The organism is Hydrogenophaga sp., from assembly GCF_030656115.1.
GTDB lineage: Bacteria > Pseudomonadota > Gammaproteobacteria > Burkholderiales > Burkholderiaceae_C > Hydrogenophaga.
The window spans coordinates 1-21,617 of record NZ_JAUSOO010000008.1 but is presented as its reverse complement, the minus strand read 5'-3'; the positions used below and the strand labels follow the sequence as shown (position 1 = coordinate 21,617).

General features: G+C 63.2%; 14 protein-coding genes and 1 pseudogene. 5 read left to right on the top strand and 10 right to left on the bottom strand.

Annotated elements, in window-relative coordinates; all coding sequences use genetic code 11:
* Window positions 1-109: 109 nt before the first annotated feature.
* Complete coding sequence (locus tag Q7J58_RS00855; protein WP_304822061.1) at window positions 110-6,001, bottom strand: DUF4011 domain-containing protein; 5,892 nt, start codon at window positions 5,999-6,001, stop codon at window positions 110-112.
* 293 nt (window positions 6,002-6,294) lie between these two features.
* On the opposite strand from Q7J58_RS00855, the gene rpoH reads away from it, so the two are divergent.
* Both rpoH and Q7J58_RS00845 read left to right on the top strand, forming a co-directional pair.
* Window positions 6,295-7,251, top strand: a complete 957-nt coding sequence (rpoH, locus tag Q7J58_RS00850; protein ID WP_304822058.1) for an RNA polymerase sigma factor RpoH — start codon at window positions 6,295-6,297, stop codon at window positions 7,249-7,251.
* 308 nt (window positions 7,252-7,559) lie between these two features.
* Window positions 7,560-9,215, top strand: a complete 1,656-nt coding sequence (locus Q7J58_RS00845; RefSeq protein ID WP_304822055.1) for a 7TM diverse intracellular signaling domain-containing protein — start codon at window positions 7,560-7,562, stop codon at window positions 9,213-9,215.
* A gap of 13 nt (window positions 9,216-9,228) precedes the next feature.
* Here Q7J58_RS00845 and lysS read toward each other — a convergent pair whose 3' ends face one another.
* The 9 genes from lysS to Q7J58_RS00800 all read right to left on the bottom strand — a co-directional run bounded on the left by lysS (window position 9,229) and on the right by Q7J58_RS00800 (window position 19,877).
* Entirely contained in the window at window positions 9,229-10,806 is a 1,578-nt protein-coding gene (gene lysS / locus Q7J58_RS00840) for a lysine--tRNA ligase (protein WP_304822052.1), read from the bottom strand.
* A 146-nt stretch (window positions 10,807-10,952) separates the two neighbouring features.
* The gene (locus Q7J58_RS00835; RefSeq protein WP_304822049.1) at window positions 10,953-11,669 is read right to left on the bottom strand and encodes an ABC transporter ATP-binding protein; all 717 of its coding nucleotides are present in this window, start codon (window positions 11,667-11,669) and stop codon (window positions 10,953-10,955) included.
* Between the two features lie 12 nt (window positions 11,670-11,681).
* Window positions 11,682-12,452, bottom strand: a complete 771-nt coding sequence (locus Q7J58_RS00830; RefSeq protein WP_304822046.1) for an ABC transporter ATP-binding protein — start codon at window positions 12,450-12,452, stop codon at window positions 11,682-11,684.
* A 14-nt stretch (window positions 12,453-12,466) separates the two neighbouring features.
* Window positions 12,467-13,552, bottom strand: coding sequence for an ABC transporter ATP-binding protein (locus tag Q7J58_RS00825; protein WP_304822042.1), 1,086 nt, complete (start codon window positions 13,550-13,552; stop codon window positions 12,467-12,469).
* 13 nt (window positions 13,553-13,565) lie between these two features.
* On the bottom strand, window positions 13,566-14,495 hold the full coding sequence (locus Q7J58_RS00820) for a branched-chain amino acid ABC transporter permease (protein ID WP_304822040.1): 930 nt from the start codon (window positions 14,493-14,495) through the stop codon (window positions 13,566-13,568).
* A gap of 229 nt (window positions 14,496-14,724) precedes the next feature.
* On the bottom strand, window positions 14,725-16,020 hold the full coding sequence (locus Q7J58_RS00815) for a replication-associated recombination protein A (RefSeq protein WP_304822037.1): 1,296 nt from the start codon (window positions 16,018-16,020) through the stop codon (window positions 14,725-14,727).
* A 25-nt stretch (window positions 16,021-16,045) separates the two neighbouring features.
* The gene (gene lolA / locus Q7J58_RS00810; RefSeq protein ID WP_304822035.1) at window positions 16,046-16,684 is read right to left on the bottom strand and encodes an outer membrane lipoprotein chaperone LolA; all 639 of its coding nucleotides are present in this window, start codon (window positions 16,682-16,684) and stop codon (window positions 16,046-16,048) included.
* 43 nt (window positions 16,685-16,727) lie between these two features.
* Window positions 16,728-19,088: a DNA translocase FtsK gene (locus Q7J58_RS00805; RefSeq protein ID WP_304822032.1), complete on the bottom strand. Its 2,361-nt coding sequence runs from the start codon at window positions 19,086-19,088 to the stop codon at window positions 16,728-16,730.
* Window positions 19,089-19,202: 114 nt separating this feature from the next.
* A complete protein-coding gene (locus tag Q7J58_RS00800; protein WP_304822029.1) occupies window positions 19,203-19,877 on the bottom strand; it encodes a Crp/Fnr family transcriptional regulator in 675 nt (224 codons plus the stop codon).
* A 158-nt stretch (window positions 19,878-20,035) separates the two neighbouring features.
* Between Q7J58_RS00800 and trxB the strand changes: the two genes are divergently transcribed.
* From trxB to rpmG, 3 genes and pseudogenes are all read left to right on the top strand, one after another.
* Window positions 20,036-20,983 carry a thioredoxin-disulfide reductase gene (gene trxB, locus Q7J58_RS00795; RefSeq protein ID WP_304822026.1) on the top strand — a complete coding sequence of 316 codons (948 nt, stop codon included), beginning with the start codon at window positions 20,036-20,038 and terminating at the stop codon, window positions 20,981-20,983.
* A gap of 215 nt (window positions 20,984-21,198) precedes the next feature.
* Window positions 21,199-21,432 carry a 50S ribosomal protein L28 gene (gene rpmB, locus Q7J58_RS00790; RefSeq protein WP_056269541.1) on the top strand — a complete coding sequence of 78 codons (234 nt, stop codon included), beginning with the start codon at window positions 21,199-21,201 and terminating at the stop codon, window positions 21,430-21,432.
* A 12-nt stretch (window positions 21,433-21,444) separates the two neighbouring features.
* Window positions 21,445-21,558: pseudogene (gene rpmG, locus Q7J58_RS00785) on the top strand (50S ribosomal protein L33); the annotation flags it as partial.
* Window positions 21,559-21,617: the final 59 nt, after the last annotated feature.

Here is a 21,617-nt window from a genome sequence, read left to right as displayed (position 1 = left end):
GGTGCTGCGGTCCCAACGGGTGCGCCACTTCGAAGCAACAAAAGCCAAGTTTCATCAAGATCTCCAGCGGGCAATTGGCGCTCAACTGCGGTTTTCAGGTCAAAAAGTCCTAACCATCTGCCGCCACGGCACCAGCCCGCTGGCTGCGGTCGCGTTCCAGCAACGCGCTCAGCGCGGCGTGCGCCTGTTCCAGCGTGCCATCCGGGTTGACCCACCAGTCGGTGGACCAGATGCGCACAATCTCCCAGCCCAGGCCGCGCAGCACCTGCTCGCGCAGTTTGTCGCGGTCGCGCGCGGTGGCCGAGCGGTGGTAGGTGGCGCCGTCGCATTCCACCCCCGCCAGGTAGCGGCCGGCAAAGTCGGGGTGCACCACGCCCAGATCAATGCGAAACGACGATGCGCCGATCTGGGTGTGCACCTGCCAGCCTTTGCGGCCCAGTGCGGCGGCCACGCTGGCTTCAAACGGGCTGTCAAAGTCGCCCTGGCTGCCGCGGTGCGCCTGGGCCAGCGCGCGCGGCCCGTGTTCGGCAAATTCCAGAAAGTGCTTGAGGTCGCGCACGCCAGCGGCCTGGGTGCGTGAGAGGTCCATCTGGTCGCCGCGCAGGCTGCTGAACACGCGCAGTTCGTGCCGGGCGCGTGTGACGGCCACGTTCAGGCGGCGCTCGCCGCCGTCGCGGTTGAGCGGACCGAAGTTCATGGACACGGCACCGGCCAGGTCGGGCCCGTAGGTGATGGAGAAGTACATGATGTCGCGCTCGTCGCCCTGCACGCTTTCCAGGTTTTTTACGAACACGGGTTCGATCTCGCCGTCGGCAAAGTACGGCTCCAGGCCGGGGTCTTGGCGGCGCGCTTCGTCCAGCAGGTCTTCAATCAGGCTTTGCTGTTCGGCGTTGAAGGTGACCACGCCGATGGTGAGACCCGAGGCCCGAAAGCCGGGCGATTGCAGGCGCTGCACCAACTCGGCCACCAGCGCCTGGGCTTCGGGCGGGTTGGTGCGGGCACCGCCTTTTCCGTAACGGCCGTCCACCCAGTGGAAACTGACGGCGCGGTCGTCGGTCACAGGCGATGGGAAGGTGACCAGACCGCCACCGTAGTAGCGGTGGTTGCTGAAGGCGATCAGGCTTTCGTGGCGCGAGCGGTAGTGCCACGACAGGTGGCGCGTGGGCAGGCTGGCGCCGAGGCATTCGTCGAGAATGCTTTCCAGATCGGCCTCTTCCAGGTCATCGTCGCCGTTGTCGGCCCGGGCAAAGAAGTTGGTCGGGGGCAGCTGTTTCGGGTCGCCCACCATCACCACCTGTTTGCCGCGCGCCATGGCGCCAATGGCGTCCCACACCGGAATTTGCGAGGCTTCGTCGAACACCACCAGGTCGAAGTTGCTGGCGTCGGCCGACAGGTACTGCGCAATCGACAGCGGGCTCATCAACAGGCACGGCGTCAGGCGCAGCACGACCGACGGAATTTCTTGCAACAGCTGGCGCAGCGGCAGGTGCTGGCGCTTCTTGGTGATTTCGCGGCGCAAGATGCCCCATTCGCTGTTGCGCTGGATGCTGTCGGCCGCGGGCAGGTCGGCGCACAGCTTGGCGCGTATCCACGCGCGTGACACCTGGGTGAATTCGTCGTCCAGGTTTCGGAACGCCTGAATGCGAAGCTCGTGCTCGGCGGAGACGAAGCGCTTGAGCACTTCGTCGCCGTCCACCGCTTCGGCCAGCCACCAGCGGGCGTAGTTCACCTCCAACACGTTCGTTGCCTGGGCCGGCGCCACGGCACCGGCCTCGATGCGGTCCACCAGCGGCGCCAACCCGGCGCTGCGGGCGCTGGCCTGGGCGTGGCGCCAGGCACACCAGGCGTGCAGTCCGGGGTGGTGCGCCTCCAGCCGCGCGGCGACTTCGGCCAGCGCAGCGGGCGCCAGATCGGACAGGGCGCGGCGCACCGGCTCGGGCTGCGCCGCCGTGGTGCTGAAGTGGTCGGTGGCGCTGCTCAGCTCGGTCAGCAGCGCCAGCACCTGCTGGCAGCTCTGGCCGATGGGGCCCGTTTCCCCCAGTTCGTGGCAGCGCGCGCCCAGCAACGGGAGCAGCCGCTCCATGAGCTGCGCCTCTGCGGCGGGTGACAGACCGAGCCCCGACACACCGGCATGCAACAACGCATGGAACCGCAGTGCGTGGGTGACGACCTCGCCGTCGGTGTCCAGCCCACGCCAGACGTCTGGGCACGGGTCACGCAGGGAGTCCATGGCCAACAGCCGGACTTCGAGGGCGCTGCGCGCCTGCAGCAGGGCGTGCTGCTGCTGCAGCACGGGGCCGCAGCGGCCTTCGGCCACATCGGGGTGCGGCGCTTTCAGGCTGCCCCGGTGCCGCAAACCCATGCGTTCGCGCTCAAAAGCCAGCGCAGACCGCAGGATCGAGGCGTCTTGGCCCGGCGCTGTGGCGTGGCTGGCCTCACCGATCGCCATGGCTTCGGTCAGACGCTGCTCCAGCTCCAGCCAGGTCTTCAGGCGTTGCCCCTCCTGGGCCCAGCGTTCGCCACAGCTGCCGTCCAGCACGGCGCCCAGGCCCTCCAACGAAAAGGGCTTGTGCAGCCGTGCGGCGCGCAGCGCAGCGTTGGCTTTCAGCACGCTTCGCGCGTGGTCGGTGCGCGTCTTGACGCCGGCCCAAAACCCTTCGCCCGCGCCCCCGAGGTCCAGTTGGTTCACCTCGTCGTGCAAGCGCTGGATGCGCACGAGCAAGGTCAGATCCTCGGCGATGCGCGGTACACCGGCGTCCTGGGTCACCGCTTCGAGCGCGCGCCGCACCCGGCGCTGCCCCAGCCACGAGAGCGGCCAGAACGCCCCTTGGGCCTGGGTCCAATCGCGCTGCAGTTGCACCACAGGGAGCTGGCCCACGCCTGCGCCGTACCGCACCGACAGGCCCGCGCGCAGTTCGGTGATTTCTTCGATCCACTGCACGCCGCGCTCCAGGTCGTCGCTCACGCCACTGGGCCACGGCGTGCCCAGTTCCGTTTGCAGGCGCCGGCGCAACTCCAGCAACTCCACCGGCCATGGGGTGGACATTTGTGCCGAAAGATCGCGGTGCTGGTGCAGCAACACCGTGCCCGCCTTCAGCGCCACGCTGAGAGCTCGGCTGTCGGGCAAGGCACAAAAGCTCCACGCCCCGTGGGCGGCCTGCGGCAAGGCCTTGACCAGCACCGCAACCGCCAAGCGGGTCTGCATGTTCAACGCCGGCCATTCCAGACCCAGTGACTGGCCCAGGTGTTCAACGGCCTGGGAGAAGCGGCCAACGACCGCTTGCAGGGTTTGCGCGGCGCGCACCATGTCTTGCTGCCAGCGGACCGACCAATCGGTGGCGTGCACCGGCACCCAAGGGCCTGCCAGCAGGTTGTGGGGGCCGACGGCTGAGGCATTGGCTTGCAGCCGGCCAGCCAGTTCGCGCAGCCTGGCCAAGTCGGCTTCGTTGTGCGCCGACGGCGATGGCCAGTTCAGGTGCAGGTCGGGCACATCGCCGTGGGCGGCCACGCAACCGATGGCCTGGTACACCGTCCAGCCGTTGCCGTGGCGGTGGTGCAGGCGGGCCACGTAGGTGGAGAGCTGTTCGCGCAAGCGGCCCAGCTGCTGCGCTTGGGCCAGCCAGGCGGCCGAATCGACCTCGCCCTTCGCATCCCACGACTTCTGCAGCTGGCCCAGCACATCGAGCTTGCGGCTCTTGTTGGAGTGCAGCTCCAGGCAAAACTCGCCCAGGCCCACTTCGCGCAGGCGGCGGTAAACCACCTCCAGCGCGGCAATTTTCTCGGCAACAAACAACACCCGCTTGTTCTCGGCGAGGCACTGCGCAATCAGGTTCGCAATGGTCTGGCTCTTGCCCGTGCCGGGCGGGCCGATGAGCACAAAGTCTTTGCCCTGGGCTGCCGCCATCACGGCGGAGAGTTGCGACGAGTCGGCCGGCAGTGGGCAAAACACCTGCTGGGGCGCAAAGTCGGTGTCAAGTCGGCGGACGTCGGGAAACGCGATGCTGGAGCGGTAGGGCTCGCGCGGCGAGTCCATCAGGTGGGCCACCACGGGCGACTTGCGCAGGTCGCCGGTGCGCTCGGTCAGGTCCTTCCACATCAGGTATTTGGCAAACGAGAACATCGACAGCACCACGTCTTCGCTGACCTCCCAGCCGCGAATGTCTTTGACGGCGGCGCGCACGCGTGCCCAGATGCCGGGTATGTCCAGGCCCACGCCGTCGCTGGGTGCGTCTGCCACGGACACACCCAGCTCCAGCTGAAAGTCTTGGCGCAGCATTTCAACCAGGGTGGGGTTGAACAGCGGCTCGCTCTCTTGCACCTGCAGTGTGAACCCCGAACGCGCGCTCTTGCGGTTCAGCGTGACGGGCAGCAAGACCAGCGGCGCCTGGAGCCGCAGCTCGGGCTTGTCGCGCCGGCTCCAGACCAGAAAGCCCAGCGCCACAAACAGCGTGTTGGCCCCACCCTCTTGCATGGCCTGGCGCGCGCCCCGGTACAGATCGACCAGGCGCCCTTCGAGCTCTTCGGCTTCAAGCGGAATCAAGACCTCGCGGCGCATCAGCGCCTCGGCCGCTTGCGCCTGGCGCAGGTCTTCCAGGCTGCGTGCCTCGTGCAGGGGCTGGCTGCGCGGGTCGTCGCCCTGCATCCCTGGGGGGCTGGGCAGCAGCTTCAGGGTGTGCCCCTGGGTCAGTGCGTCTTCCAGGGCGGCACCGGCCACCTCCAGCGGCAAGGTTTTCTTGCCGGGCTTGAAGTTCAGCAGGGCGTTGCGCAACGACAGGTCGAGCAGCTTGCGCTGCCAGCGCTCCAGCCGGTCTGTCGGGTCGAGGTCGGCGCTCGGTGCGGCGGGCGCTGTGCGGTCCGGTACGTCCGGCGCATCTTCCACCGCGCAGCCGGGCTCGGGTTGTTCGGCCGGCAACACGGGCTCAACACCTTGGGCCAACGCCAGCGGCTTGATGCGGGACATGCGGGCGCGCTTCACATCCACCACCAGCTCGAACGTGTCCGCCGCAGCCTCCTCCAGCTGGCGGTTGGCGCTGGCAATGGCCTGGCTGAACGCCACAGCCTGGCCTCGGGCAGCCAGGGTGGCTTCAAACACCAACACCTCTTGCAGCTTCACCCGCGTGCGCAGAGCGGTGATGTCGTCCACCACCGCGGTGGCAAACTGCTCGTCGTGCAGCCACACGCCCACCAACGCATGGCCCCGGGTGAACACCAGCAACGGGTTGAGGTGGGCCTGTTCCAGGCAGGCCGCAAACAGCAGCGTGAGGTCCAGGCACGTGGCCAGCCCCGCGTCCAGCACCTGCCCGGGGCTGCGCACTTTCTGGCCGGTGTGCTCGAAACTGGCCGGCGGGAGTGCGTAAGTGAGTCGGCGCTGAAGCACCGCCGTCCAGAGGCCCGAAGCGAGCTCCCAGGCCCGCTTGGCACCCTGGGTGTAGCCGTCGATCGACCCCGACTTGCCCGCCGACTGCAAAGCCAGCGCCGCATCCCTGAGCAAACGATCCACCGCCGGATCGTTGGGCTGAACGAAGGCGGCCACCATTTCAGGCAACGGCCCCAGGCCACCCCACTGGTTGCGGGCCAGCAGTTCCACCGTGCAGCTGTGCGTGGCCAGAACCACATCGGGTTGCTGGCTGCTGCGCAATTCAAAGTGCCACGAGGCCGGCTCGGCCTCGGTCAACCGCGACAACAGAGCGCCCTGGAGCTGCACATCCAGATCGCGCAGGTGGTAGGTTTCACCGGATGCCACTGACGCCAGACGCCAGACGCGTGGCTTGACGAACTCAGGCTCGCTGCGCAGTTGAATCGTCAGGTCACTCAACGTTGTGGCCGATGCATTGACGACGGCCAGCGCGTGCAACACAGGGACCGCATTTTGAAAAGCCGCCAGGTTCAGCTTGTCGGCCGCGCTGACCTGCAAACGAACCGAGTGGGTCTGTTGCGCTTCAGCCAGGGTGGCATCCCTGCTGGATTCTTCATCGGCCAACCGACCGGGCTCCACTGTCATGCATATTCTCCATTTCGACCTATTGTGTCGCGCGACCGGTGTGTTGTAACAAGCATGGACAACTTTCCCCTCCCGCCTACCACCCTCGTCTATCGAACACAACCGGCATCGGCCAACAGGCCAAGCCCACGCGAGCATCGCCAAACGTGCGCAGGGGCAGGCGCCCATCACTTTTTCTTGCTTTTGTAACGCCACAAAACCATGCGAACCCACACCCATGGAACCATTCCATTAGCACTCACTCATAGAGAGTGCTAATATTTATGAAAGCCAACCTGAGGAGGGTTCTTCACATGTCCGTATCACTTGCTCCCGCCGCCTTGCCCACCGCCACCCTGGCTGTGGCCAGCCCATGGGCCAGCCGCTCGCTCACCCTGCCCCCGCTGGGGAATCTGGACGCCTACATTTCTGCCGTCAACCGCATGCCTCTGCTGACGCTGGAAGAGGAACAAAGCGCCGCGCGCCGTTTGCGCGACCACAACGACCTGGACGCTGCGGGCCGGCTGGTGATGTCGCACCTGCGCCTGGTGGTGTCGATCGCCCGCCAATACCTGGGCTACGGCCTGCCCCACGGCGACCTGATTCAGGAAGGCAATGTGGGCCTGATGAAGGCCGTGAAACGCTTCGACCCCGATCAGGGCGTGCGCCTGGTGAGCTACGCCATGCACTGGATCAAGGCCGAGATCCACGAGTACATCCTGAAAAACTGGCGCATGGTCAAGCTGGCCACCACCAAGGCGCAGCGCAAGCTGTTTTTCAACCTGCGCTCGCGCAAGCAAGGTTTCCGCGCCGACGCGCTGGACGGTGACACGCACCGCGACGTGTTGTCCGACACCGAAGTGGGCACGATGGCGCGCGAGCTGAAGGTGAAGCCGGAAGAGGTGCGTGAAATGGAAACCCGCTTGTCGGGCGGCGATGTGGTGCTGGACCCCGGCCCGGGCGACGACGGCGAAGACAGTTTTGGCCCCATTGCCTACCTGGCCGACGCCACCCACGAGCCCACGGCGGTGCTGGAGTCGGCCGAGCGCGACGCGCTGGCCACCGAGGGCATTGCACTGGCCATGAGCGAGTTGGATGAGCGCTCGCGCCGCATCGTCAGCGAACGCTGGCTGAAGGTGAACGACGACGGCTCGGGTGGCATGACGCTGCACGAACTGGCGGCCGAATACGGCGTGAGCGCCGAGCGGGTGCGCCAGATTGAGGTGGCGGCCATGAAAAAAATGCGCAAGGCCTTGGCGGTTTACGCCTGAACCTGGGGCCTCCGCCCTTCACGCAAAAAGCCCCGGCTGAAGCCTCAGCCGGGGCTTTTTGCCGCCTGTGGCCGGCTGCGGAAATAACGCTTGCAGCTTACCGGGATCAACCTCTGCGTTGCCGTTGGCGTCCGAAGAATGGACGGCGGCACAAGCCAAAATAGGCGATGCGCATTTTTCAACTCCACCGCCCGCCCCACTGCAGCACGGCGCTGTTCCACCGGTTCCGGCTGCTGGGCCTCATCGGACTTCTCTTGTGGACGGTGATCGGGACTGGCAGTGCACACGCGACCGACACAACCGGACGCTTGAAACTGCCACCGGTGTTGCTTGACACGGCACAAGACCATGTGCCGCTGGCCCAGCGCAGCCTGTTCTGGGTTGACCTCTCCGGTCAACTGACGGCACAGGACGTAGCACAACGGCAAGACAGCCTGCCGTGGGCGGTACGCAGCCCCAAGCACCGTCTGCTCATCAACCCGCAAGCCGTGCTCTGGGTGCGCTTTGACGCCTGGGTGAAAGACACCAGTGCGCACTGGGAAGTCGAGTTGACGCAATCGGGCATCGACCTCATCAGTCTGTACGAACAGCGCGCAGACGGCAGTTGGCAAGCACAGCACGCGGGCGACAGCATTCCGGTGCGCGACTGGGCGTCGCCAGACCGCTACCCGGTGTTTGCACTGGACACGCGGGCCGATACGCCCGTGACCTATTGGGTCCGTATCCAGCATACCCGGGTGCCGTTTTCGGGCGAACTCTTTGTGCACCGCCACAGCCATCTGCGCGAACAGCGCATGACCCAGCAGTTTTTGCTGGGTGCGTATTTCGGCATGGCGCTGCTGCTGACGGTGGTGGCCGTGGTCAATGCACTGGTGTTTCGCGAAGTCAGCTTTGCCGCCTACGCAATCTACACCTCGGTGTTGGGTCTGGCGCTGGCCGCTTCGCTGGGGGTGGGTGGTCAGTTTCTTTGGCCCCATTCCGCCAGGTGGAACGGCATGGCCGAATTTGTGCTGCTGCCCCTGGTGGCCGTGGTGGGCTTGCTGTTTGTGCGGCATGTGGTGCAAGCACAGCGCATCGGGCGCTGGCTGGACCGGTTGTCGCTCACCCTGGCCGGTGTGCTGATGGTGTTGACCGCCTGGGACCTGCTCCGTCCCAGCAGCGTCACCCTGCAAGCCATCACCACCGCAGGCGCCCTGACCATGGTGTTGGTCTACGCCATGCTCTGGACCGCCTGGCGCACGGGTGAGCGCTGGGTGCACTGGATTGCGCTGGGCATTCTGCCGGTATTGATGGCCGGCACACTGCCCATCTTGCGCAACTTGGGCCTGATGTCGTCGGGCTTCTTGTCGCAATACGGCATGGTGATCGCGGCGGCCATTGAAGCGCCGTTGCTGATCTACGGCCTGCTACAACGCTCGTCCATGCAGCACGAAGCGCAGACCCGCGCCAACGAACTGGCCTTGACCGAACCGCTCACCGGCCTGACCAACCGCCACAACGGCATGCTGCGCCTGCACGACAGCCTGGTGCGCGCCCAGCGTTACAGGCACTCCATGGGACTGCTGCTGATTGACTTGGACAACCACGCCTGGTTTGAACAGGAGCACGGACGGGAAGTGGCCGACCGCGCCCTGGTGCTCACCGGCTCGCTGCTGCGCTCGGTGGCACGCGACGTGGACACGGCCGCCCGGGTAGACAACCGCAGCTTCACGCTGCTGATGGAAGGCCCGGTGCGGGCCGCACAAGTGGTGGCTGCGGCCACCAGCATCGTGGCCGGCGGCCTGCGCCCGTCGGATCAACTGCCCGTGGGCGCAACATTGCGGTTCAAAGTGGTGCTGGCTTTGCTGCCTGCAGAAGGTCAGGACCTGCAACAAGACGCCCAAGCCCACCTGAATTGGCTGCGAAATAGCCTGGATGAACTGCGCAAAAACAAGCGCAAGAGCATCCAGACGCTGAATTTTTAACAGCCTGGTTCGATCAAGCCTCGCGGCGCAACGCCGGGAACAAAATCACATCGCGGATGCTGGGGCTGTCGGTCAGCAACATCATCAAACGGTCAATGCCGATGCCGCAGCCGCCGGCCGGCGGCATGCCGTATTCGAGCGCGCGGATGAAGTCGGCGTCGTAGTACATCGCTTCTTCGTCGCCGCCGTCCTTGGCCGACACCTGCGCGTGGAAACGCGCGGCCTGGTCTTCGGCGTCGTTCAGCTCTGAGAACGCGTTGCCGAACTCGCGGCCGGTGATGTAGAGCTCAAAGCGCTCGGTCACTTCCGGGCGCTCGTCGTTGGCGCGGGCCAGCGGCGAAATCTCGGTCGGGTGCTCCATGATGAAGGTCGGGTTCCAGAGCTTTTCTTCCACCGTCTCTTCAAAATACAGCACCTGCAGGCTGGCCAGGCTGCGCGTGCTCAACTGGTGCTTGGCCTCGGTCATGCCCAGTTTTTTGAGCGCGGGAATCAGCCACTCGGTGCTGTCCACGCCCTCGCCGGCCTCGGTGTATTTCAGGATCGCTTCGCGGATCGTCAGGCGCTCAAACGGGGAATACACATCCACCGGCTGGCCGTTGTAGGTCAGCGGCGTGTCGCCGTGCACCTGGCGCACCACGTGGCGGATCAGTTGCTCGTTGAAATCCATCAGGTCGTGGTAATTCCAGTACGCCGCGTAGAACTCCATCATGGTGAACTCGGGGTTGTGGCGAACGCTGATGCCTTCGTTGCGGAAGTTGCGGTTGATTTCGAACACCCGCTCAAACCCACCCACCAGCAGGCGCTTGAGGTACAGCTCGGGCGCGATGCGCAAAAACATCTCCTGGTCCAGCGCGTTGTGGTGCGTCTTGAACGGCTTGGCGTTGGCACCGCCGGGGATCGGGTGCAGCATGGGCGTTTCCACCTCCAGAAAGCCGTGGCTGACCATGTATTCGCGGATGCTGGACAGGGCCTGGCTGCGCGTGACGAAGCGGCGGCGTGCGGCTTCGTCGGTCATCAGGTCCACGTAGCGCTGGCGGTACTTGATTTCCTGGTCGTGGATACCATGGAACTTGTCGGGCAGCGGGCGCAGGCTCTTGGTGATCAGGCGAATGCTGTCGGCGTGGATGGTCAGCTCGCCGGTGCGTGTCTTGAACAGCACCCCCTCGGCGGCCACGATATCGCCCAGGTCCCAGTGCTTGAACGCGTTGTGCAGCGCCTCGCCCACGCTGTCGTTGTTCAGGTAAATCTGGATGCGGCCACCCGATGGGCCGAACGAGGCGTCTTGCAACGTGGCAAAACTGGCCTTGCCCATCACCCGCTTGAGCATCATGCGACCGGCCACACGGGCGCGCGACGGGTTGGCCTCCAAGTCTTCCTTGGTGGCTTCGCCGTGCGACGCAAACAACCCCTCGGCTTTGTCAGACGGTTTGAAGTCGTTGGGAAACGCAACGCCCTGACCCTGCTGCTGCGCTTCACGCAGGGCCTTGAGCTTTTCACGGCGCTCAATGATCAGCTGGTTGTCATCAAACGCGGGGTGGGCACCGCTCACGGCGGTGTCGGCGGCAGGGCTGTTGGGTGTGGCTTGGGACATAAAAAGAGCAGGTGGAAGCCCGGCGGGCAGATCGGGGTGGAGCGGCGACACAGAAGGCGTGCCGCGCAGACATCACACAAAACCCTGCATTTTAGTTCCCTGGCCCTGCGCTGCCGACACAGACGCCAACGCCGTCCCAAGGCGCTTCAGTGCCCCAGGTACGCTTCTTTCACCTTCGGATCGACCAACAGGTCTTTGCCACTGCCTGTCATGGTGATTTCGCCCGAATCCATCACGTAGCCGCGGTCGGCAATTTGCAGCGCGCGCTGGGCATTTTGCTCCACCAGCAACACCGTTACGCCTTGTGCCGACACGTCGCGCACCACTTCAAAAATCTTGTCCACCATGATGGGGGACAAGCCCATGGACGGCTCGTCGAGCAACAACACCTTGGGCTGGCTCATGAGCGCACGCGCCATGGCCAGCATCTGCTGTTCGCCACCGCTCATGGTGCCGGCCAGCTGGTCTTTGCGTTCGCGCAGGCGCGGGAAAATGCCAAACATGCGCTCGATGTCGTTGGCAATGCCCGCCTTGTCGGTGCGGATGTACGCGCCCATCTGCAGGTTTTCGGTGATGGTCATGCGGGTGAACACGCCCCGACCTTCCGGCACCATGGCCAGGCCCTGCTTCACCAGGTCCCAGGCGCCCTTGCCCTTGATGCTTTGGCCCAGGTATTCGATATCCCCACCTTCGAACACCAGCGAACCCGTGACGGCCTTCATGGTGGTGGTCTTGCCGGCACCGTTGGAACCGATCAGCGAGATCAGTTCGCCCTCGCGCACCTCCAGGTCGATACCTTTAACGGCCTTGATCCCGCCGTAGGAGACCTTCAGACCGCTGACTTTGAGTAATGTGTTTGCCATGTTGTTCTTTCCTCAAGCTCCGCCGGTGCCGAGATAGGCTTCAATCACCTTGGGGTCGCTCTGCACTTCAGCAGGCGTGCCCGACGAGAGCTGTTTGCCGTAGTCCAGCACAGTCACGCGGTCGCACAGGCCCATGACCAGCTTCACGTCGTGTTCGATCAGCAAAATGGTGCGGTTGTCGTTGCGGATGCGGTCAATCAGTTCACGCAGCATGACTTTTTCGGTCGCGTTCATGCCGGCGGCGGGTTCGTCCAGCGCGATCAATTGCGGGTCGGTGGCCAGCGCTCGGGCGATTTCCAGTCGACGCTGGTCGCCGTAGCTCAGCGTGCGCGATTTGTAGTCGGCAAATTTGCCAATGCCCACATAGTCCAGCAGCTCCTGCGCACGGGCTCTGATTTCGGCCTCTTCGCGCTTGAAGCCGGGCGTGCGCAGCACCGCGCCAATCAGGCCGGAATGGGTGCGCACGTGGCGCCCCACCATCACGTTTTCCAGTGCTGTCATTTCGGCGAACAGGCGGATGTTCTGGAAGGTACGGGCAATACCGGCCTTGGCCACTTCGTGCACCGCCGTGGGGGTGTAGGGCTTGCCCGCCAGTTCAAACGTGCCACCGTCGGGGGTGTACAGACCGGTCAGCACGTTGAAGAAAGTGGTTTTGCCGGCGCCGTTGGGACCGATCAGGCCGTACACCTGGCCGCGCTTGATTTCCATACCCACATCGCTGAGGGCTTGCAGGCCGCCAAAACGCTTGGAAACGTTGGCCACCCTGAGAATGGTTTCAGACATGTCAGCAACTCCGCTCATTTGGACAAGGACTTGCCGTGCTCAGGCGCCGGCCACAGACCCTTTGGACGGATCAGCATCACCACCACCATGGCCAGCGCAATCAGCAGCTGGCGCAAGATTTCGGGGGCCAGACGGCCATCGGTCATGGCCGTCAGCGGGTGCGCCACATGGCGCAGCAATTCGGGCAGACCGGCCAGCAGCAAGGCCCCCAGAATCACGCCGGGAATGTGGCCAATGCCGCCCAGCACCACCATGGCCACCACCATCACCGACTCCATGAGGGAGAAGGATTCGGGCGACACAAAACGCTGGAACGAAGCAAACAGCACGCCCGAGACGCCGCCAAACGAGGCGCCCATGCCGAAAGCCAGCAGCTTCAGGTTGCGGGTGTTCAGCCCCATGGCTTTGGCGGCAATTTCGTCTTCGCGAATCGCCATCCAGGCGCGGCCAATGCGCGAGTCTTGCAGGCGGTACGAAATGATCACCGCCAGCACCACAAAGAACAGGAACAGGTAGTAATACAGCGTAACCGGCTGAAAGGTGTAGTCGCCGATGGTCAGTCGCTGTCCCAGGTCCAGGCCGAACACCGAAATGGTGTCGATCTGGCTGATGCCCTTGGGGCCGTTGGTGATGTTCACCGGGCGGTCCATGTTGAGCAGGAAGATCCGGATGATTTCACCGAAACCCAGCGTGATGATGGCCAGGTAGTCGCCGCGCAGCTTGAGCGTGGGCGCACCCAGAATCATGCCGACAATGCCCGCCACCACCGCGGCGAGGATCATCACCCACCAGATGCTGTAGTGCAGGCCGTTCGGGAACATGGCCTTGATGGCCGGGAAGGTTTCAGCCAGGTGCGGCGAGCCCAGCAGGGCAAAAATGTAGGCACCCACCGCAAAGAACGCGATGTAGCCCAGGTCCAGCAGGCCGGCATAGCCGACCACGATGTTCAGGCCCAGCGCCAGCAACACATACAACAGCGCAATGTCCAGAATGCGCACCCACGAGTTGCTGCCCGTGGCCTGCAACAAAATAGGCAGCAGCAGCAAGGCTGCGGCGGCCAGCAGAAAAACAATCAGTTTGCCGATTTTGGAATTCATCATGGTGATCTCCTGCTCAGGCCCGGTCCGCCACACGCTCGCCCAGCAGACCCGAAGGACGCAGGGTCAGCACGATGGCCAGCACAACGAAGGCAAAAATGTCGGTGTACTGGCTGCCCAGCACGCCACCGGTGAGCTTGCCCAGGTAACCAGCACCCAGCGACTCGATCAGGCCCAGCGCAATGCCGCCGACCACGGCACCGGCCAGGTTGCCAATACCGCCCATGACCGCGGCCACGAAAGCCTTGAGGCCGGGCATGAAGCCCATGGCGTGTTGCACCGTGCCGTAGTTGGACGCCCACATCACACCCGCGATGGCGGCCAGCATGGCGCCGATGATGAAGGTGGCGGAAATCACCACGTCGGGCTTGATGCCCATGAGCGCAGCCACGCGGGGGTTTTCGGCCGTGGCGCGCATGGCCCGGCCCAGGTTGGTGCGGTTGACCAGCCACATCAGGAAAGCCAGGGTGATCGCCGTGACCGCCAGGATGGTGACCTGTGTCACCGAGATCACCGCGCCACCCAGGTGGAACGGTTCCGAGGAGAGCATGGACGGATACGACTTGGGGTTGGGCTTCCAGATGATCATGGCCAGCGTCTGCAACAGCAAGGACATACCGATGGCGGTGATCAAAGGGGCCAGGCGCGATGAGTTGCGCAGCGGTCGGTAAGCCAGTTTCTCGATGGTGAAGTTCAGCGCCGCACACACCACCATGGCGATGATGGTGGCCATCAGCAGCATCAGCCAGCCGGGCACGCCGACCATGGATTCACGCATGCCCGCGATGATGGTCCAACTCGTGAGCGCGCCGATCATCAGCACATCGCCGTGCGCAAAGTTGATCAGACCGATGATGCCGTACACCATGGTGTAGCCCAACGCCACCAGCGCGTACATGCTGCCCAACACCAGACCGTTGATGATCTGCTGTAGCAAGGTTTCCATGAAGTTTCTCCGTGTATTTGACAGGCACGGGCGGATTGCCCGGACTGGCCTGTTTCAACTTAGCAAAAAACCCGCCAGGCTCGACCTTGGTACAGGGCAGGCTGCGGGTTGGTGCCGGATTGTATCTAGGCGTTTTGAGGGGCCCCATGCGTGTAAGCCCTTATGACACACGGGTTTACCCTGGTTTCCAGATTTCAAATCGCTCTGCATCAGTGCGATTGGGCTTGCATTAGTTTTTTTGATTGTTCAGTTTTTTGAGTTCGCGCAGCTTATCGGCGATGCGAATCTCCAGGCCGCGCTCCACCGGACGGTAAAAACCCGGTGCAGCCATACCTTCGGGCAGGTAGTTTTCGCCTGCGGCAAAACCGTCGGCCTCATCGTGGGCATAGCGGTAGCCTTTTCCGTAGTCCAACTGCTTCATCAGCCGGGTGGGTGCATTGCGAAGGTGCATGGGCACCGGACGGGTGCCATCCTTTTTCACAAAAGCCTGGGCTTCTTTGAAGGCTTTGTAGACCGCGTTGGACTTGGGCGCCACAGCCAGATACACCACGCACTCGGCCAGGGCCAGTTCGCCCTCGGGCGTGCCCAGGCGCTCGTACACCTCGGCCGCGTCCAGCGCCAGCCGCAGCGCACGGGGGTCGGCCAGGCCAATGTCTTCGCTCGCCATGCGGATGAAACGGCGCGCCATGTAGCGCGGATCGGCACCGCCGTCGAGCATGCGCACGAACCAGTACAGCGCGGCGTCGGGGTCGGAGCCGCGCACGCTTTTGTGCAGCGCGCTGATGGTGTCGTAAAACTGCTCGCCGCCTTTGTCGTAGCGCCGCATGCGCTCGCCCAGCACGCGCAGCAGCCAGTCGTCGGTGACCTCGACCAGTTTCTCGCGCCCGGCGGCCACGGCCAGGGTCTCCAGCGTGTTCAGCAGGCGCCGGGCGTCGCCGTCGGCGTAGGCCATCAGGCGGTCGGCGGCTGCCGCTTGCAGCGGGGGCACAGCGTCAATGGCCTGCGCCCGCCCGATGATCTGGCGCAGATCTTCCTCGCCCATGGGCTGCAGCACATACACCGCCGCCCGGGAAAGCAAGGCCGAATTCACTTCAAACGAGGGGTTTTCGGTGGTAGCGCCAATGAAGGTGAACAGGCCGCTTTCCACATGCGGCAAAAAGGCGTCTTGCTGGCTTTTGTTGAAGCGGTGCACCTCGTCCACAAACACGATGGTGCGCTGCGGGTGCAGGCCATCACGCGCGGCCTCGGCCTTGTCCACGGCTTCGCGGATGTCTTTCACACCGCCCAGCACCGCGCTGATGGTGATGAACTGGGCATCAAACGCATCGGCCATCAGCCGGGCTATGGTGGTCTTGCCCACACCCGGGGGGCCCCAGAGGATGCAGCTGTGCGGCTGGCCCGATTCAAACGCCAGCCGCAGCGCCATGCCTTCGCCCAGCAGGTGCTGCTGCCCGATGACGCTGGCCAGCGTGCGCGGGCGCAGGCGCTCGGCCAGGGGCGTGTGCTGGGGTGCGGCCGAACTCACAGTGAAAAAGAAAAAAGCGGCATGCTCAGGGCCGGATCACATCGGCGCCCACAGGCACCTGGAAGCGAAAGCGCTCGGCCGTCAGCGGTGCATTGCCATGCCACTGGCTGAAGGTCAAGACCGAGCGCTGCCCCAGGCTGTCAGCAATCTCCAGCGCCGTCAGCTGACCTTGGCGAAAACCCACACGCACGCTGTGCAATTGGCCATCTTGGGCGCGTGGACGGGCTTCCAGCCACTCCATGCCGTTGTGCGCAGGCGCCGCCTTCAGCTCGAAGGCTTGCGACAAGGCCCGCATGTCGGTGCCCGCTGCAATCAGGGCGGCGGGCGTGCTGCCCAACACCTCTTGCTGCTGGCGGGCCGTCACCTGGTTCAGGTCCACGTCGTAGAGCCACAGCGTCTGGCCATCGGCCACGATGGTCTGTTCAAACGGCTGGGTGTATTCAAACCGGAACCGGTTGGGCCGCAAAAATTCAAAACGTCCGCTGGACGTCTTGCTGCGTGCCACGGTTTCGCCGGTGCGCTTGGGCGAGGTGACCACCTGGGTGAAGCTGGCCTGCGCGCTGTTGACTTCGCGCAGGAATTTTTCAAGATCTTGCAGACCATCGGCCTGCGTTGTGAAGCTGGTCAGCGCGAGCGCGGCGGTGGTGATAAATGTTTTGATCATGGCAAGTCAGACCCACTGGCATTCACAAGGTTGCATCGGCGCCTCATTCGTTGCGCCCAGGCACCAAAATGTCGCGCTGGCCGCTGGAGGTGAGCGCACTCACCAGGCCGGCGTTTTCCATGTCTTCGAGCAGGCGGGCCGCCCGGTTGTAGCCAATCTTCAGCTTGCGCTGTACGTAAGAAATACTGGCCTTGCGGTCCTTCAGGACAATTTCAACCGCCTGGTCGTAGAGCGCGTCTTTTTCACCGCCGCCCTCGCCGCCTTCGCCGGATGCATCAGACCCATCGCCCTCACCGGGCGCCGCCTCCAACACACCATCGATGTAATTGGGCTCTCCGCCCTGCTGTTTCAGGTAAGCCACCACGCGATGCACCTCGTCGTCGCTCACAAAAGCGCCGTGCACCCGGATCGGAAAACCGGTGCCCGACGGCATGTAGAGCATGTCGCCCATGCCCAACAGGCTCTCGGCGCCCATCTGGTCCAGGATGGTGCGGCTGTCGATCTTGCTGCTGACCTGGAACGACAAGCGGGTGGGAATGTTGGCCTTGATCAGACCTGTGATCACATCCACGCTGGGGCGCTGTGTGGCCAATATCAGGTGGATGCCAGCCGCGCGCGCCTTTTGCGCCAAGCGGGCAATCAGCTCCTCAATTTTCTTGCCCACCACCATCATCAGGTCGGCCAGCTCGTCGATCACCACCACGATGTAGGGCAGGCGCTCCAGCGGCTCGGGTTGCTCGGGCGTGAGGCTGAACGGGTTGCCAATGATCTCACCGCGGGCCTTGGCTTCGTCAAGCTTGGCGTTGTAGCCCGCCAGGTTGCGCACACCCATCTTGCTCATGAGCTTGTAGCGCTTCTCCATTTCGGCCACGCACCAATTCAGGCCGTTGGCGGCGTGCTTCATGTCGGTGACCACAGGCGCCAGCAGGTGCGGAATGCCCTCGTAAACGCTCATCTCCAGCATCTTCGGGTCGATCAGCAGCAGGCGCACGTCTTTGGCGTCGGCTTTGTACAGCAACGACAAAATCATGGCGTTGATGCCCACCGACTTGCCCGAGCCGGTGGTGCCGGCCACCAGACAGTGCGGCATCTTGGCCAGATCGGCCACGATCGGCTGGCCACCAATGTCCTTGCCCAGCCCCATGGTCAGCAGCGACTTGGCGTCGTTGTACACCACCGAGCCCAGAATTTCGCTCAGCTTGATCATCTGCCGTTTGGCATTGGGCAACTCCAGTGCCATCAGATTTTTGCCGGGAATGGTCTCGATCACCCGAATGGACACCAGCGACAACGAGCGCGCCAGGTCACGGCCCAGGTTCACGATCTGCGAGCCCTTCACACCCGTGGCGGGCTCGATCTCATAACGTGTGATCACCGGACCAGGTGCTGCCGCCACGACACGCACTTCGACGCCAAAATCCTTGAGCTTTTTCTCGATCAGGCGGCTGGTCATCTCCAGCGTCTGGCTGTCCACACCGGGTTGGTTCAGCGGCGCACTGTCCAACAAGTCCACCTGCGGCAACTTGCTGTCGGTGATTTCTTGGAACAGCGGTTTTTGCCGCTCCTTGGCCACACGCTCGCTCTTGGGCACGGCCACCGGCGTGGGTTCAATCACCACCGGCATGGGGTGATGAACTTCGATCTCCACCCGCTCCACAGCCACCACCTCTTCACGCTCGCGGGCGGCACGCTCGCCAATGCGCTGGTCTTCCACCGCCTCGCGCTTCTCACGTCGGGACTCAAACCAACCATCGAGCGTGGAGCCGACCCGCTCAGCCCAATGACCCCACGAGAATCGAAACACCCGAGGCAAAAACAAAACCAGCAACGCGAGCATGGCCAACGCCGAACCGGTAAACCCAAGCCAGCGCATCGCCAGCGGTCCCAACGTGTAACCGATCACACCACCAGCATGGCTAGGCAACACACTTTCCAGGCGGTACATGCGGGTCCACTCCAGCACCGCGCTGGCCACCACCACCACCACCAGCCCCATCCAGAAAGCGCTCCGGCGACTCCAGAATCGGCCCCATCGCGTGACCAAGGCCACGGCAGCACCGTCGTCTCCACCATCACGGCCCTGTTGCCCGCGAATCCAGCGAGCCAGTGAGGACAACCAGGCGCGCAGACCAGCGAAAAAGCACCACCACACCGAGAAACCCAGCATGTAATAGCTACCGTCGGCCAGCAACGCCCCCAGACGCCCGCCCCAGTTGCCCGCCTCCAACTGCGTACCGGTTGTGCTCCAGGCCGGATCAGCAAGCGAATGGCTGAGCAGTGCCAACAGCCAAAATGCCAACGCAGCCGCTCCGAGCACCAACCCGATTTCCTGGGCAAAACGGGCCACCCCCACCGGTGCAGCGCTGGCGCGGTCGGCGTTGAGCGTATTCAATGAATAGGTCATATGCTTCAGAATCTTCCTGAAGCAAGCTTAACCCAAGGCTTTGGACCGTCTCTGAGGCACACGTGGGCCCAAAGCCATAAAGCGTCGAACGACGAAACCCACCCTCACCAGATATCAACCCAGTGTATTGAGACGGTCCTTGATGATCGTGCTGCCGTCTTCGGCCAACTCAATGAATCCGCGGTCTTCCAGGTCCTTCATCACACGGCTGACCATTTCACGTGAGGCACCGATCATCTTGGCCACATCCTGGCGCGACACACGATCGCGGATCGTCAACTGACCGTCTTTGCCAGGCTGCGCAAACTCCAGCAGGGCGCGCGCCACACGGCCGTACACATCCATCAGCGCCAGCGATTCGATCTTGCGGTCGGCATGGCGCAGGCGCTGCACCAAGCCTTTCATCACCGCATAAGCCATCGATGAGTTCTCTGGCAGGCAACGGGCGAACTCGGGGCGCCCCAAAATCAACACATCGGTCTGCACCTCGGCACGCACCGTGGCCGAGTGCGGCTGGTTGTCGATCAAGCTCATTTCACCCACGTAGTCGCCGGGCTTCAGGGTGGCGAGAATCACCTCTCGGCCACGGGCATCGGTGGTCACCACACGGGCGCGCCCTGTCAGCACAATAGCCAAAAAGTTGGATTTTTTGTCCTGCTCCACGATGCACTCACCGCGCTTGAGGCGGCGCTTGACCACGGCCGCAGCGACAGACTCTGCCTGAGCCTGGGTGAGGGTTGAAAACAAGGGAACCCGGCGGATCAAATCCAGATTGGAGAGAATGGACATGCGTTTTTCCTCTGGTCAGACTGCATCAGCAGCGCTGTTTCATACAATGCCATACAGACCACCCCATGCCCAAAGGAATGGCTTGAATGGCGTTGCCAGCAATCTTTTATCCTATTACTCTAACCCAATGAACCCGAATAAACGCCGGGTTTTGCATCATGAAGCACACTAAAGTTCTCATTCTTGGATCAGGCCCGGCAGGTTACACGGCAGCCGTGTATGCGGCACGCGCGAATTTGAACCCTGTGTTGATCACCGGCATCGCCCAAGGCGGCCAGCTCATGACCACCACCGAAGTAGACAACTGGCCAGCTGACGTGGACGGCGTGCAAGGCCCCGATCTCATGCAACGCTTCCTGGCGCATGCCGAGCGCTTCAAAACCGAGATCGTGTTCGATCACATCCACACCGTCGACTTTTCACAGCGTCCCTTTGTCCTCAAAGGCGACAGCGGCGAGTACAGCTGCGACGCCTTGATCATCGCCACCGGCGCCTCGGCCAAATACCTGGGCTTGCCGTCTGAAGAAGCGTTCATGGGCAAGGGTGTTTCGGGCTGCGCTACTTGCGACGGCTTTTTCTACCGCAACGAAATCTGTAGCGTGGTGGGCGGCGGCAACACCGCCGTGGAAGAGGCACTGTACCTCTCCAACATCGCCAGCAAGGTGTACCTGATCCACCGCCGAGACACGTTCAAGGCCGAAGCCATCATGATCGACAAACTGATGGAAAAAGTGGCCGCAGGCAAGATCGAACTCAAACTGCACAGCACCCTGGACGAAGTGCTGGGCGACAACACCGGCGTCACCGGCATTCGCTTGAAAAACGTGCAAACTGGCGCCACCGAAGACGTGACCGTCAAGGGTTGTTTCATCGCCATCGGCCACAGCCCCAACACCGATATTTTCAAAGGCCAACTGGAGATGCAAGACGGCTACATCGTCACCCAGTCGGGCCTCAAAGGCATGGCCACCATGACCAGCGTGCCTGGCGTATTCGCTGCAGGCGACGTGCAAGACCACATCTACCGCCAAGCCATCACCAGCGCATGCACCGGCTGCATGGCGGCTCTGGATGCCCAGCGCTACCTCGAACAAAACAATCTGTAAGAGCGCGTGCTTGGGTGGTTTGCAACCCAAGGCTATAATTCAAGGCTTTGCTGCAATTTCCCAGACGTTGGGCTTTGGCTTCGCTCTGTGCAGCAAGACCCGGGTTACCGCCACCCTATTCTGGCGAGGTGAGGCTGAAATGCCAGACACGGCCTGCCGACACACGGTGGCAGGTCCACGGCAAACAGCTGTTAGAAAATGATTGGAGTGTCCTCATGGCACGCGTCTGCGACGTAACGGGCAAGAAGCCCATGGTTGGGAACAACGTTTCCCACGCCAACAACAAAACCAAGCGCCGGTTCCTGCCGAACCTGCAATACCGCCGTTTCTGGGTTGAGAGCGAAAACCGCTGGGTGCGTCTTCGCGTCTCCGGTGCAGCTCTGCGCCTGATCGACAAAAACGGCATCGATGCCGTGCTCGCAGACCTGCGCGCACGCGGCCAGGCTTAAGGAGAACCGACCATGGCAACCAACGGCGCACGCGAGAAAATCAAGCTGGAATCCACCGCTGGAACCGGCCAGTTCTACACCACCACCAACAACAAAAAGACCACGCCCGAAAAGATGCTGATCAAATAGTTTGATCCAAAAGCTCGCAAGCACGTGGACTACAAAGAAATCAAGCTGAAGTAATT

Coding starts and splice junctions, on each gene's coding strand:
- rpoH (WP_304822058.1), top strand. CDS start 6,295: ATGTCCGTATCACTTGCTCCCGCCGCCTTGCCCACCGCCACCCTGGCT.
- Q7J58_RS00830 (WP_304822046.1), bottom strand. CDS start 12,452: ATGTCTGAAACCATTCTCAGGGTGGCCAACGTTTCCAAGCGTTTTGGC.
- rpmB (WP_056269541.1), top strand. CDS start 21,199: ATGGCACGCGTCTGCGACGTAACGGGCAAGAAGCCCATGGTTGGGAAC.
- Q7J58_RS00835 (WP_304822049.1), bottom strand. CDS start 11,669: ATGGCAAACACATTACTCAAAGTCAGCGGTCTGAAGGTCTCCTACGGC.
- Q7J58_RS00820 (WP_304822040.1), bottom strand. CDS start 14,495: ATGGAAACCTTGCTACAGCAGATCATCAACGGTCTGGTGTTGGGCAGC.
- Q7J58_RS00855 (WP_304822061.1), bottom strand. CDS start 6,001: ATGACAGTGGAGCCCGGTCGGTTGGCCGATGAAGAATCCAGCAGGGAT.
- lysS (WP_304822052.1), bottom strand. CDS start 10,806: ATGTCCCAAGCCACACCCAACAGCCCTGCCGCCGACACCGCCGTGAGC.
- Q7J58_RS00800 (WP_304822029.1), bottom strand. CDS start 19,877: ATGTCCATTCTCTCCAATCTGGATTTGATCCGCCGGGTTCCCTTGTTT.
- Q7J58_RS00805 (WP_304822032.1), bottom strand. CDS start 19,088: ATGACCTATTCATTGAATACGCTCAACGCCGACCGCGCCAGCGCTGCA.
- Q7J58_RS00825 (WP_304822042.1), bottom strand. CDS start 13,552: ATGATGAATTCCAAAATCGGCAAACTGATTGTTTTTCTGCTGGCCGCC.
- lolA (WP_304822035.1), bottom strand. CDS start 16,684: ATGATCAAAACATTTATCACCACCGCCGCGCTCGCGCTGACCAGCTTC.
- trxB (WP_304822026.1), top strand. CDS start 20,036: ATGAAGCACACTAAAGTTCTCATTCTTGGATCAGGCCCGGCAGGTTAC.